Annotated in this window: 14 protein-coding genes and 2 pseudogenes; 9 read left to right on the top strand and 7 right to left on the bottom strand. The window is 52.2% G+C overall.

Annotation, left to right across the window (positions count from 1 at the left end):
* Positions 1-173 (top strand): annotated as a pseudogene (locus G9463_RS21670) (IS5/IS1182 family transposase); the annotation flags it as partial.
* A gap of 18 nt (positions 174-191) precedes the next feature.
* On the opposite strand, the gene G9463_RS21665 reads toward G9463_RS21670, so the two are convergent.
* The 4 genes from G9463_RS21665 to G9463_RS21650 all read right to left on the bottom strand — a co-directional run bounded on the left by G9463_RS21665 (position 192) and on the right by G9463_RS21650 (position 3,988).
* The gene (locus G9463_RS21665; protein WP_165897807.1) at positions 192-548 is read right to left on the bottom strand and encodes a phage integrase SAM-like domain-containing protein; all 357 of its coding nucleotides are present in this window, start codon (positions 546-548) and stop codon (positions 192-194) included.
* Between the two features lie 562 nt (positions 549-1,110).
* Complete coding sequence (locus tag G9463_RS21660; protein WP_165897806.1) at positions 1,111-3,123, bottom strand: hypothetical protein; 2,013 nt, start codon at positions 3,121-3,123, stop codon at positions 1,111-1,113.
* Between the two features lie 8 nt (positions 3,124-3,131).
* Complete coding sequence (locus G9463_RS21655; protein WP_165897805.1) at positions 3,132-3,626, bottom strand: zinc ribbon domain-containing protein; 495 nt, start codon at positions 3,624-3,626, stop codon at positions 3,132-3,134.
* The gene (locus tag G9463_RS21650; RefSeq protein WP_165897804.1) at positions 3,623-3,988 is read right to left on the bottom strand and encodes a hypothetical protein; all 366 of its coding nucleotides are present in this window, start codon (positions 3,986-3,988) and stop codon (positions 3,623-3,625) included. Before G9463_RS21650 ends, G9463_RS21655 begins: the two co-directional genes overlap by 4 nt.
* A gap of 159 nt (positions 3,989-4,147) precedes the next feature.
* Between G9463_RS21650 and G9463_RS21645 the strand changes: the two genes are divergently transcribed.
* The 8 genes from G9463_RS21645 (at position 4,148) to G9463_RS21605 (ending at position 9,637) form a co-directional block, all read left to right on the top strand.
* Positions 4,148-5,149: a DUF2800 domain-containing protein gene (locus G9463_RS21645; protein WP_165897803.1), complete on the top strand. Its 1,002-nt coding sequence runs from the start codon at positions 4,148-4,150 to the stop codon at positions 5,147-5,149.
* Complete coding sequence (locus tag G9463_RS21640; protein WP_165897802.1) at positions 5,146-5,502, top strand: calcium-binding protein; 357 nt, start codon at positions 5,146-5,148, stop codon at positions 5,500-5,502. The genes G9463_RS21645 and G9463_RS21640 overlap by 4 nt, the downstream gene beginning before the upstream one ends.
* Before the next feature lie 69 nt (positions 5,503-5,571).
* Positions 5,572-6,198 carry a helix-turn-helix domain-containing protein gene (locus G9463_RS21635; protein ID WP_165897801.1) on the top strand — a complete coding sequence of 209 codons (627 nt, stop codon included), beginning with the start codon at positions 5,572-5,574 and terminating at the stop codon, positions 6,196-6,198.
* Between the two features lie 14 nt (positions 6,199-6,212).
* On the top strand, positions 6,213-6,749 hold the full coding sequence (locus G9463_RS21630; RefSeq protein WP_165897800.1) for a hypothetical protein: 537 nt from the start codon (positions 6,213-6,215) through the stop codon (positions 6,747-6,749).
* Between the two features lie 95 nt (positions 6,750-6,844).
* Positions 6,845-7,054, top strand: coding sequence for a KTSC domain-containing protein (locus G9463_RS21625; protein ID WP_165897799.1), 210 nt, complete (start codon positions 6,845-6,847; stop codon positions 7,052-7,054).
* Positions 7,055-7,057: 3 nt separating this feature from the next.
* A complete protein-coding gene (locus G9463_RS21620) occupies positions 7,058-7,768 on the top strand; it encodes a plasmid pRiA4b ORF-3 family protein (protein WP_165897798.1) in 711 nt (236 codons plus the stop codon).
* A gap of 410 nt (positions 7,769-8,178) precedes the next feature.
* Positions 8,179-8,793 (top strand): nucleotidyltransferase domain-containing protein, encoded by a 615-nt coding sequence (locus G9463_RS21615; protein ID WP_205254253.1) that lies wholly within the window; start codon positions 8,179-8,181, stop codon positions 8,791-8,793.
* A 571-nt stretch (positions 8,794-9,364) separates the two neighbouring features.
* Complete coding sequence (locus G9463_RS21605) at positions 9,365-9,637, top strand: hypothetical protein (RefSeq protein ID WP_205254252.1); 273 nt, start codon at positions 9,365-9,367, stop codon at positions 9,635-9,637.
* Positions 9,638-9,838: 201 nt separating this feature from the next.
* On the opposite strand, the gene G9463_RS21600 is transcribed toward G9463_RS21605, so the two are convergent.
* From G9463_RS21600 to G9463_RS21590, 3 genes and pseudogenes are all read right to left on the bottom strand, one after another.
* Positions 9,839-10,690 carry a hypothetical protein gene (locus G9463_RS21600; protein WP_165897797.1) on the bottom strand — a complete coding sequence of 284 codons (852 nt, stop codon included), beginning with the start codon at positions 10,688-10,690 and terminating at the stop codon, positions 9,839-9,841.
* A gap of 220 nt (positions 10,691-10,910) precedes the next feature.
* Complete coding sequence (locus tag G9463_RS21595; protein ID WP_165897796.1) at positions 10,911-11,921, bottom strand: site-specific integrase; 1,011 nt, start codon at positions 11,919-11,921, stop codon at positions 10,911-10,913.
* A 352-nt stretch (positions 11,922-12,273) separates the two neighbouring features.
* Positions 12,274-12,369: pseudogene (locus tag G9463_RS21590) on the bottom strand (IS5/IS1182 family transposase); the annotation flags it as partial.

Here is a 12,369-nt window from a genome sequence, read left to right as displayed (position 1 = left end):
TACTCATCCGGACAAAAGGCTACTCTCAGCGCTGGATGGCCGAAACATCGTATTCGACAACGAAGCGCTCGCTCGGCGACGCCGTGCGAGCGCTCGGCTGGTATCGACAGTTCCGTGAGATTGTCCTAATGTTCGCCATCTCGAACATAGAACCGCTCTGTGAACCACTCTAACCGTGACTCAGCATCTATTCAACACGGCAAGTTCACGAAGTCTTGGAGAAGGTACATCTCGTCTCGCATCGTCTTGGCCGCGAGCGGTTCCGACTGATCGGCCGATTCTGTTTTTCTCCACCGACGATATTCGTCGACAATTCGGCCATCAAGCTCATTCAGGTTGCCAATCCGCCGCATTCCACAGAATTTCTGAAAGTATTCCAACTTGCGACGATATTCAGAAACAGTATCCGGACGAATTTCCGAGGACTTGCGCTCAAGGAAGCGGTCTATCGCTGCGTCCGGCTGAATTGGTTCAAGCGACTGGCCAGCGGCTTTAACGAGATCCTGCACTTCCTGGGGTAGGTTTTCGATCTCGACTGTTTCACTCATAGCTCACCACCTGCCGACCGACGACTGCGTTCGATCAAGGAGCGATGCGACTCAAGCGTTTGCGCGTAACTATTATTATACATAGGTGTCTGAGAATCAATACCGACCTAATGTTGATCGGTCTACGAGCGCTCCGTCGACAACTCCACACTATCTCTTCTGGGTTCTCACTCACCCCAGAGCGCTCACCCAAACTGCGCGATATAAACTTCTCTACGGCGGCTTATCCTTCCAACAGGCATTTTCCACATCTGAACCTCCTACTACCTGCGTTTCAATCCGGAGCACTCACCCCACCTGTGCGATACAAACAATCTCAGATCTCGCCGCAGAAGCTTACGCCCTCGTAAGCGGTTTGATTTCACACCCGATGTTCTTTTTTTCAGCGGCAGGCGGTCGGCCTATTGCATTATGCTACGTGTATACTAGTTGTAGTGGTTACGGCTTGGTTAATAGGCCAAAAGTTGGGTCGATCTGGAATGTTACCAAGCAACACGAACCACGTGGCAAAAATCGTTGTAGAAGTGTGGAGTCTACAGCAAACCCTATTTGAAATTGCATATCATACTGAACCGTTTCCAGTGACCTTCAAGAACATAGCGTAGGCATCAGTCACGAGAAGGTGGTCTGCTGGGTTGACGATACCAATAGTCTGTTGTAGAGATTCCTCCTCATTCCACCTGAAGAGATCTGCGCCGTTCCAGCCAGCTCCGGAGTCGCGCTCGATACAACCAACTAGATTCTCATCCTGCAGAACATTTCGAACCCATTCCTTGTTGACGCTATCTATGTCACTCCTCGTTGCTTCAAGTCGTTTGTTAACGGATTTGTGCAGTGTTTCAATCGTCTGCCAACTTTGCCGATCATCCGAGTCAGAGGCTCTGATTAGCTCTTCAACGACTGCCACTCTCTTAGTGGCGCTGAACCAATCATCGATAGTCAGTTCTCGAGGAGAGATCCACTCTGGTGACGCACTCGTATTAACATAGACAGTACTCCTATCGACCGATTCACCCGGAGTTCTACCAAACCTGAGGATAGCCTGGAAAACTAAATCATGAGTGAAATGCCGGTAGATCGTTTCGCCGAGATCAGTACTAAATTCGAGTGTGCTTCCGATAGTCTTGTCCTCGCTACGCACTGGTTGTGCCGACTCACCACAGAGTGCACACCACTGTTTCACTACGTCATCGCCTGGATACGGACTTCCAGAAATGAATCCAAGTGAGTCATCTTTGAACCGGTTTGAGCTGAGGACAGAGCCGTAGTTCTGCACTCGATATTCCCCGTCACCGTCCCCAGCTGATTCGACACATTTTCCGAACCAGTCTCTTGACTGGTACTGTTTGAGAGCGCGCTTGCGCGAAATAACCGGGAACTCCCGGTCTTCGAGGTTCCGAACGAGTGCAAATCTCTGCTGATCTCGTGATGAAATTCTCCCGCCAGAATAGGGGTGTCGGCTCTCGGTTACCTGAATAACGTCAATTTCCAGCCCTTGTTTCAGATACCGGTCGATACTGTTTCGCTCAAGAACCGGTTTCTTGTCGAATTCGCGACCGAAGACGGCATTCCACATTCGCTTGACTGGAACCGCATCGAGTCCAATGACCTGTTGAGCTGTCTCTAACGGCGGTGGCTCCAAAACGAGCATCTTCCCGGAACTACGGTCACGAACACATCGAGTCTCGGGTCTAACGCCAAGTTCCTCCCACAATTCTGGATCATAGGCGAGTTCCATATCGGATCCTGTTTTCTCCATTACCAGTAGCGAGGACGTGAGAAACGCAGAGAGTTTGTGAGCAGTATTATAACGAGCAGAAGTAATCCCGAGAACCTTCTTAACTGTCTGCTCATCAGCTCCCCTTTCCAGAAACCAATTTAAACTAGCGTTGTAGTCCTCGTCTTCGCGAGCTCGCGCTTCAATAAGATCGGTTATATTTTCAAGGGGGATTTCATCGACCGATTGTAGGAATTCCGAAACGAGTTCGTGTGGCGAGTCAGAAATATTCGAGTCGGCAGACGGGAATGATTCGAGAAACGGATCTGGATTAAACTCATCAAATATAACGATACGGTTGAGGAGATACCTTGGATTATATGCGTGTTGGTGATTTCCTATTAAAATATCAATATCGTCGAAATTGTCATTCAGACGTTTCCGCTTGGCGACATACTCACACGGTGATTGCTCCGTGTGGCACGGCATAGAGACATTATTTCGGCCCGTGTGAAGTTCCTTGCCAGAAACGCCCTTGGCGTACAGACGTTTCGCCTTTCGGGTGTCTCCAGAATTGTTGCCTTGGAATGTCTCGCAATGCCGATTCGGGCTGGGAATCGTCTCTGCTGTAATGTCATTGATTCCTTCTCCGTTTTTCAGATCTTCTACCTCCTCTTTGGCTTGGGCATAGAGATCTGTTCGCCCTGCAAGATAGAGAATCTTGTAGCCTTGTGCAGCCAAACGAATCGCGTTATAGGTCTTCCCGCTGGCAGGTGGCGCTTCTATGAGGACAGGTTGGTCTGCCTGACACGCCTCGGTAATGAGAGTCTCCGTCCGGTCTCGAACTTCCTCAAGCATAGTATACGCTACGTGAGATTGTATCCGCAGTTTGGACAGAAGTTCTCATCGCCATCTAATAGAGACAGGCACTTGACACAGACGCGATTGCTCGGTGAAACGGCGATATCTTCGAGAAAATCCATCGCAGTCTGTGATTCTGCCCCTGGACCATATCCATCTGCATATCCAGGAAGTGTCGAAGCCCACTGAACGGTTCCTTCTTCGTCAACGATAGCGACGTTTCCGGCGATATCGAATTTTCCATAGCGTTTGAATGCTTCTGACGGCGTCTGTTCGATGACCGCGTTCAGGGCACGATTGCGTTTGAAATCGCGCTCGTAGACCTCTTCAGGTGTTAGATGCCGTACTTCACCGGGGAAGTCAGTAATCGGATCGTGCTGTTCGTCGATCCGATCGATTTCGACGGTAATGTCGTGGTCGTCATAGAGCTGCGCTAGCAGACGTATCGCGTGGTTGTGCATCTCTCGTATCTCCGCGTCTGCGTAGTAGCGTACCTTCATAGTCCAGAGCCGTCATCTTCTGCACTCCCAATACGGTCGGCGAGACTCTCTGCGAACCAGTCGTTCGCAATCTCGGTGGCATGATCGATCATTTGTTGGTGATCCATATCGGTGTTGTCGAACGACTTGTAGACCCGCCATCGTTCCGCAGGCGAGTCGAACACGAGTACGTGTGTCACCCCGTCCATATTCAGGAGGAATGCTTCGGTCGTACCGGGTGTCGAGCCAGGAAACCCCATTGCACCGTGGATTTTCGGGTGGTTGCTTTCGCCAATCTGCTTCACGATGTCATCCGTGATCGGCTGATCGGGTAGCGACGAGAGAAACGAAGGCGTCGTTTCGGAACCCGAATCGTCGGCCATACCGAGAGTTCGTGGAGGAACCTCTTGAATCTACGTCAGTCGATACAGTTGTAATTCGGTAGGAATGTGTCACAACGAAGACAAACGAATGAGAATCGAATATTGACGGAGTTGGTCTGTCCCTCACGGTTTAGTAGCATCTTCTCTGAGTAGCAACGTATGGCTCCGTTCAGCGTCTCGTGGCACACGCTTCTCAAGGAACTCGACAATCTCCCAGAGAGGGCCACGTTGCTTACTCCGCTCTCCCACGACCGATTTCGCATTACTGACGTCCAGGAACAGCGGGTCGTCATCGGGTTTCTCGACCGTGAGATTGACGAGACACGACCACTCCAGCATGACCAGTTCGAAACACTCTATCGACAAATCACTGAGGAATCGGGAGGCTTCGAACTCGACCGACTCCCCCCGGACGCCGATCCGTATCCGGCAGTCCTCAGTCTTCATCCGCGATTCGAGATTAACGAAGACCAGGGCGTAATCGTAGAGAAAGAAGGTACGACAACCAGCCAGCTGCTCGACACTGAGGGCGTATCTGAGCCCGACGAGCAAGAGCGAACCCAGCCAGATCTGGACGTGTGCGCCGACGCATTGTTGCTCGTCGACGCACTCGAACGCCACGAAGTAGACGTCCTCGAAAAGATGGACACGGATGCGCTGGTCAATCTCTACACGTTGCTGTCTGATGTCCAGCGTAATGCGAACGATCTCCGTCAGGATGTCGCGGATGTACTGTTACAGCGGCTTCATCACGGTCGTCCGGTCAGTGGACCATTTGGGTCCGTTCAGCGGACGACGAGACGCAATCGAACGCTGAAAGACGACGATGAGGTACTCGAAACGCTCGAAGAAGCCGGAATCGACCGAGAGCGTGTACTTGGTGTGGATCGAAATAAGGTCGACGACGCACTGGATGTGACTGAACTCTCCGAGAGCGACGTGTACGAAGTCGAAGAAAGCGAGTATATTCGCAAGGCGGAGGTCGACGAAGAACGAAAAGAGAGTCCCCTTCAGGGCCTCAAAGACCAACTCGCAGCCACAGAGGGAGAAGGGGCCGAGGAACTCCGACAGGAGATTGAGGATCCAGAAGCTCGTATCGATGAGTTGACTGAGTTCAAGTCCGGGCAGGCCTACCACACCCGAGCAGGAGGAGGGCCATGACACGATCAGACCGAGATGAAGAACGCGAAGAGCGAATCAAGACGAGGATTACCGTCGATACATATGGCCCTGAGGAGGCGGCGATGGGCTGGTATGCGTATCTGGGTGATTTCCTTGACTTCCCATTCGAAGCTCGCTGTACCCAACAACGAGAAGAATCCCCGCTAAGGGAAGGCGAACCGGTACGTGTAGTGGGTATGTCATCGACGGAACCAACTCTCAGTCAGATGTTCGTGACGGTCGAATGGATGGATCGAGAACTCGGCGTCCCACTGGAGCAATTGGAGCCAGTTGGCCCCAACGACGACACTGAACAGGCCATTGAAGACTGGCACTACTGGTTAGAGCGCTAATGTGGTGGTGTCTCTGCTTGTTCGTTCGGCGGGGCTAGTTTGAAGTCCGCGGATTTCGTACTAGAGGGTATGACCCCACGTCCCGTCTCAGAAACACCATCGCAGGACCTCGAAGCCGGGATCAATCAGCTTGCGACCGTCGGACGGCTGTTGGAGCATCCAGAGCTTGCTCGCGTTTACGTCTACGTTTGCTATTACGGACCAGCCACTCGACCGCAGATCAAAGAGGCCCTGGCGATTCCGAAGACCACGGTCTACGATCATGTTGAGACGCTTGAGGCGCTCGGCATCGTCACGCTGGAAGATGACCGACCCGTCGAAGTAACAGCGGAGCCAGTGCAAATCACGACCGACGGCATTGTGGTGACACCGACGACCCTGCATGCAGTCGCGCTTCAAGAAGTCGATGAGGACGTCTCGTACTTCGTCGAGCGACATGGCGTCGGGAAATTGGCTGCTGCAGTCCGACAAGCTGGACTGCACTATGCAGGTCAGATCACACAGCGGATGATTGCCGATCCACTCGACATTCCGACTGGCGAGGCAATCAGTATCGCTCTCGCTCTGAGACCTGCGCTCGCAGTCGGGCAGGAATACGATCCGTACTTCGATGTCATCTTTCCAGAAATCGCAGGCGACATCGAGTTCGAGACTGATTTCGACGTGGCCGCCCCGCTTCCGGACTCAGAATCGTAATTTGACCCCCTCTCATGGACGAGTTATCTCCTCTCTCCCCCGAGCACGTCACATTGGTCGATACGAATGTCTTCATCAGCGCAGGGAATCCCGGAACGTCCAAACACCATCGGTTCCGTCAAGTCGTTCGACGTGCCGGCGTCACTCTCTTGATTCCTTCCCGCGTCGAAGAAGAAATCGGACAGGGAGGCGTCAAACCAGCCTTGGAGCGCGCTCAAGATGAGGGGTGGGCCAAGACCGTCGATGCACCGACCGTGTCACACAGCAAGGCGACGGCCGCTCAGGATATTGCACGGCGGGCGATCGCTTCCAAATCTGCAGACAAAGACGAACATGACGTTGAGAAAGCGGATCCAGTGTTCGCCGGTCTCGCTGTCGAATATCTCCTTGATAAGAAGACGGCAGATAACGTGACGGTGATCACCGCTGATCAGATTGCCTGTGAGGCGATTGAAACCGCAATATCCTCGTTGGGCTACACTGGTCAAGTTTCTATTATTACGCTCTGGGATTTGATCGATGAGGAGGACGATGATCTCACTCTGATTTAGCGACCGTGTGCATCGCTGATCTGGTAGCCGAAACTGGTCAACGACATCGAGTACAGCAACGACGTACTAAGTGCTCGGATCTCCAATCTGACCGTATGGAACGAGAGCCAGTCTCCTCGTCGCTGGTCGAGAGTGTCGGCTACGATCCGGATGAAGAGGTTTTGGAAGTTGAACTTGAGAACGGACTGGTATACCAGTACAGGCAGGTGCCCGAGAGCACCTACCAGGAGTTTCTGGCCGCAGATTCACTTGGACGGTACTTCAACCGCTACATTCGAGAACTGAGCCACGTCCAAGTTCAATAAACGATGACTGACGGCGACTGCTACCTCTGTGGGAATTCGTACGCCAAACGTGGGATATCACGCCATCTTCGGTCGTGTCTCCCAGAACCGAACAATGGAACAACAACGTACCGCCTTCGGATTGCTGGGGAACAACGCCCCGACTACTGGCTTCATCTACTAGTGGAGGCAGAGACGCTCCTCTTAGATCTTGATTTGTTCCTTCGAGAGTTCTGGCTTGAGTGCTGTGGCCACATGAGTGCGTTTACGATCGGGAAGACCCGATATGAGAAACCATACGATGACCAGGAGACAGCGATCAGCCTTGGCGAGGAACGGCGGTCGATGGATCTCTCACTCGGATCAATCGATAGTGTAAGGTCCGGTGAGGAGGTGACCTACGAGTACGACTTCGGATCAACGACGGAACTCGAGATTCAGATTCTCGACGGTGGGAACTGGCCGCTCGACCAGATCGACATTCAGCAAGCCGGTGCAAGCGAGACAGGAATAGACGGAATCGTGCTACTGGCCCGGAACAACCCGCCCGACATCGAGTGTGGGTGCTGTGGCACGTCGGCAACCAAAGTCTGTCAAACCTGCCTGTGGCAACACGGACCAGACGCCTGGCTGTGCGAGACCTGTGCGTCCGATCATGAAGACGACTGTGAACGCCCGAATTATCTCCCAAAAGTGAACTCTCCCCGAACCGGTGTCTGTGGGTATCGGGACTAATCCTATGAGTGTCTCACTGACGAGAGTTGGGGAATCGATGAAAACGACATCGCTGTCGATTTTCATACCACCCCAGTCCTCGAAGACGGGACATAGTGTCGCCAAAATGGCCCTAGCCACCAAGGGAGATGTCTCTTATTCACGAGCCATAATCTGGTGTGTAACGGTTCCTTCGACGCATTTGCGAGCGTATTCGACCTCGATAGCCAGTCTGTCCCCTCCGTGACGATTGAGGTACGTATTGATATCGTCGTCCCGCGCTCGGATGACAATCGTCTCAACCGACTCCGGAGTGACCTCTATGATCTCCAAAGCTTTTCACTTTATGCAAGTTATTGCAGAATATGCAAACTTCAAAGGTTCTTTTCGATTTCCCGTTTCCGGAGGAGCGAATCTTCCGATACTAGGCAATGCAGGATATCCTGCACCACCTCGCGAACAATCCCTTCGATGAGCTCACACAGCAAGAACTCGCGACGATTACGGGAGCGGACGTCTCATCGGTCTCGCGTTCGGTCGAATTTCTCGAAAAACTGGGCGTGATAGCAGTCAGTGAACAGCGTCCCGCTCGCATTACGATTGACATGGATCATCTTCAACGACCGGAGCCCGTCTTCATGATTCCCCAGTCCGAATTCCGCAAGCCAGTCCAAGCCTATCTCGACGAGCTCGAGATACGCATCCAAGAGAGTGAGGATCTGGACGAACTCGTTGGGGTCATTCTCTTCGGGAGCGTCGCTCGCGGAGCAGCAGACCGCCGCAGTGACATCGACCTCCTGGTCATCGTCGACGGGGAACTTACCTACGGACGGCGTATTTGTACGTCCCTCGCACGTGACGTTGAGGAGGAATCGTTCGATGGCCACCGGTACGAGTTCGAGGTTCTTGTCGAAACGCCGGACACCGCTGTCTCCCACGGAGGAGAGCTGAAAGAGATATTCGACGAAGGGCTAGTACTCGAGCGTTCTGACCAAATACAGGAGCTACGTCAGAATATCTACGCCTCATCGGGAGGAGTTGCGTAGCAATGCCGATCAATCACGATGATATCGAGCCAGAGCTGTCGAACGTATAGGAAGCGTTCCGTCGCGGTGGGCAAACTCCCGAGGAGGGATTAGACGCCTCGAGTGCTGACCTCGTCTAACTTCGGAAGGCGTGTCGAATTCTCTCCGGGGCAGAACGATTGCTCGAAGACGGCTATTATACGCTCACGATCGAAGCCGCCTTCACGTCGGTCGAACGACCGCTTCTCTTCTGGTTGATTACCGAAGGGCATCACGATCCATCTCAGCCGCCGCAATCCCACACGACTGCAATCAACCGGAGCGTCGGAGTCGGATTCCTAACGGACGAAGTTGCGACGGAACTCGAAGGTCTCTGGAACGAAAACCGTGCACACACGTACTATCAAGATGGGATGGCCACAGACAGACGAGCGAATTCGATGGTCGCGATTGCCGACGAAATCCATTCACAGATAGTCAATCTCGTGGGCCAGTCTCATGAGTGTGTCTGTGAGCGAGATCAAAAAACGACAGGGCTCTTACCGAACACAGTGAAACAGCCGTATCTATCTGACAACTGGCAAATGGACCAGTGCAAGATATAGAGGGTGTCAGGGAACGGCGGGTGGAAGTTGCTCAGCGACGGAGGCGGTTAGATGATCCAGCGGAACAGGAGTTCCTGAGCTTACGTGCTGGAGTTGAGTCATTGATGAACGAGATGTATCACAAGGACGGTGAGAAAACGAGGTTCACGGGGAAAATCAAGGTGAAGAACGCCTCAATAGCGAAAGCAATGGGGAGAAATCTGAAGCGGGCCTCCGGATTCTTGGAATCGGAGGCGAAGCAAGAGAAATCGGCAGGATAGCAGGGCAAAAAGTGTCTTTTGTCGCGGTCAGCCGGTCCTTCTGTGGTGGCGGCTCCGTTCTGATGGGGTAATTACCGGTGATTGGATCGGGGTGTTCTCGTCAGAACACCCCTTTCTGCAGTGCCGTCAGAGGGTGGAGTCAGTACGGGATCTCCACTCTTTCAGACTGGATGCAGCGAACCAGCTGTGTAGTAGGCCTGCTTACTCACCGACCTCTGATAGGGGATCATCAAAAATAGATGACTGTTTCACAGGGCAATCGACAAATTTTGAAACAACATCCCGTACAGCTTTTACAAAACGGTTTTTTGCTGTAGGGTCGACATAAACTGCTTCAATCAACTTGTCAAGGTCCACCTCAATACCCTCTCCTTTAGGCATCAAATCAACTATAGAGGGTTCTGAGTGAATTCCGTTGTATTTTCTGTACTCTTCTTTAATATCTTCCCAGCTTGCAGCTATAGACATGAAATGTGGATAGTTAAAAATCACAGCTCGATACTCATTCTCGTATTTAAAATCATTTCGCTTATGAAATACTGGTTTTTCTACTTCATCATTCAGACCATATTTCACTTTTCCAAACCCTATCCGGTATCCTTCTGCGCCGAGCACTTCGTGTAGGCGCTCAGAGGTCGACTTGATAGCAACCGCGTTCTGTTCACCACCGTACTGGTTCCACAATGCTGCTGACTCACCCTCATTCATATGCCAGCAATTTGCATACGACACACCATAGCCGTACTCTCTATTATATGTCTCATTTGAGTGGATCTGATCCTCACCAGACAGTTGATCAACGAGGGAAAATGTTAGGTTGGATTCTTTTATCGAAATTGCTTCGTACGGGTCATCAAATCCAGATACGTGACTGAACCAAAGCTTCGTTGAAGACAGGAATTCTGCTAATTGTTCAAATGTCCGATACCTCCATATTGTAGGGTTTTCCTTCTCAGGTTGCGGTCCATTTTCAACACCATACGCTGTTTGAAGTTTCTCAACCTCTATGGAAGCATCATCAGCATCACCAAGAGAAATCTCAATCTTCTCCATGGAGTATTCATTTCTTCTCAGAGAATCAAAGTTTGGACTCTCTTGGCGCTTTTCTTTATTGCTCTCTGATTCGCGTAATTAAATTCTGAATTTGCGCGTTGTATCTTGCGTACCAGCCAATATCAGTATCACTTATCCGATATTTTTCCCCAGATTAGGGTGAGAGTATCGACAAAATAAAAGAGAATAAGATACTCACCGAACCGGTTAGAGTGTCGTGTTATAGCTGATCCAGGTAGTCTCTCCGCTGTTCCATCTTTTCTTTCTCCGTGCGCTGGTCGTAGTGCATCTCGAGTACTCGTTCGGAGACGTTCGCTCGGTCGCCGACAGCTTTCATGGGCCAATCTTGTTGGAGTGAACGAGTGATCCCACCGCGGCGAAGCGTATGTGGGCTCTTGCTCGATGGACACTCCGAAGCACGTTCGTATTCTGTCGCTGGACACTCGTCGATGTCACGTCCGTGTGGACAGTCTCCAGTCGAAATACAGGGCCGTGTGTAGCGATAACAATCACCTCGAAGCGTTGTCGTATGAGCTCGACCCTGTGGCGTCGTAACAAGCGGCTCTCGGCCGTGTTCGTCCACCGACGCTGGTCGTCGCTGTTCAATCCAGTCGGTCAGAAGCTGACAAATCTTGTCTGACAGCGCAATAAATCGTTCACCGTCTGTACTATTCTTAATAGGCGTATCCGTCTCAGGACGATGGACGACTTCCAAGGATTTCTCTTCGGGATCGAAATCATCCACGTCAAGTGAATGAATCGCCCCGACGCGCATCATCGTGTGCCACATCAACGCAATCACCACATGAGGTCGCGACGCGTATTCGTACCGACGCAGGTACTCCAGCAATTCCTCGGCGCGTTCCTCCTCAAGCATCTCGTCACGCACGTTATCATCGCCAGTCAGTGTCGGGGACCGAATCTTCACGTGGAGGTCCTCTGGTGCACCGTCAATCGATTCGACCCACCTGATGAAGACACGGAGCGTATCCATCTGGGTCTTTTCAGTTGCAGGGGCAAGGTCTCCCTCGTCGCGCCGCCACAGTCGATATCGGTGTAATTTCCGTCCAGTCAGGTCATTCAGGTTCGCGATTCCCTCGTTGTCGCACCACCGGATGAAGTGACCAAGACGGGAGCGATGGGATCGGATTGTCGCTTCAGTGACGTTGTTCTCCCTATCGGCTAAGTATAAATCGAGCGCGGTCTGTGGTTCGATTGGTTCGAGACTCATGGCTTTCTGGGTGCGAACTCGAGGTCAGAACCGCCGATTTCAGATCGTCAATTTGCACCGTTTCAGGGTCAACAAGGGACTTCGTTCACCGCGTGAACGAGAGCCCTCAGCGCCCGTGTTCTGCCGCGAGCAAATTCGCGAGCGGCTGCCACGGTAAACTGAAGGATTTGAACCACACGAGACGAGCGAGAGCGAGTCTCGCAGTCGGGTGAAAATCCCTCAGCGCCCGTATCGGATTTCGCGGTTCTAACCGCCCGACAGCGGTGGGCTGGTTCTGCTGATGAACGCAATGTAGTTCCTTTCCGTTCAATCATTGAACGGTCTGCCGTGTTGAATAGATGCTGAGTCACGGTTAGAGTGGTTCACAGAGCGGTTCTATGTTCGAGATGGCGAACATCAGGACAATCTCACGGAACTGTCGATACCAGCCGAGCGCTCGCACGGCGTC

It is taken from the genome of Haloarcula sp. JP-Z28 (assembly GCF_011440255.1).
Classification (GTDB): Archaea; Halobacteriota; Halobacteria; order Halobacteriales; family Haloarculaceae; genus Haloarcula; species Haloarcula marismortui.
Note: the sequence above shows the minus strand (reverse complement) of the source record. Positions and strands in the feature narration are given on the sequence as shown.

Coding starts and splice junctions, on each gene's coding strand:
- G9463_RS21620 (WP_165897798.1), top strand. CDS start 7,058: ATGACTGACGGCGACTGCTACCTCTGTGGGAATTCGTACGCCAAACGT.
- G9463_RS21660 (WP_165897806.1), bottom strand. CDS start 3,123: ATGCTTGAGGAAGTTCGAGACCGGACGGAGACTCTCATTACCGAGGCG.
- G9463_RS21635 (WP_165897801.1), top strand. CDS start 5,572: ATGACCCCACGTCCCGTCTCAGAAACACCATCGCAGGACCTCGAAGCC.
- G9463_RS21665 (WP_165897807.1), bottom strand. CDS start 548: ATGAGTGAAACAGTCGAGATCGAAAACCTACCCCAGGAAGTGCAGGAT.
- G9463_RS21645 (WP_165897803.1), top strand. CDS start 4,148: ATGGCTCCGTTCAGCGTCTCGTGGCACACGCTTCTCAAGGAACTCGAC.
- G9463_RS21625 (WP_165897799.1), top strand. CDS start 6,845: ATGGAACGAGAGCCAGTCTCCTCGTCGCTGGTCGAGAGTGTCGGCTAC.
- G9463_RS21655 (WP_165897805.1), bottom strand. CDS start 3,626: ATGAAGGTACGCTACTACGCAGACGCGGAGATACGAGAGATGCACAAC.
- G9463_RS21600 (WP_165897797.1), bottom strand. CDS start 10,690: ATGGAGAAGATTGAGATTTCTCTTGGTGATGCTGATGATGCTTCCATA.
- G9463_RS21630 (WP_165897800.1), top strand. CDS start 6,213: ATGGACGAGTTATCTCCTCTCTCCCCCGAGCACGTCACATTGGTCGAT.
- G9463_RS21640 (WP_165897802.1), top strand. CDS start 5,146: ATGACACGATCAGACCGAGATGAAGAACGCGAAGAGCGAATCAAGACG.
- G9463_RS21650 (WP_165897804.1), bottom strand. CDS start 3,988: ATGGCCGACGATTCGGGTTCCGAAACGACGCCTTCGTTTCTCTCGTCG.
- G9463_RS21595 (WP_165897796.1), bottom strand. CDS start 11,921: ATGAGTCTCGAACCAATCGAACCACAGACCGCGCTCGATTTATACTTA.
- G9463_RS21615 (WP_205254253.1), top strand. CDS start 8,179: ATGCAGGATATCCTGCACCACCTCGCGAACAATCCCTTCGATGAGCTC.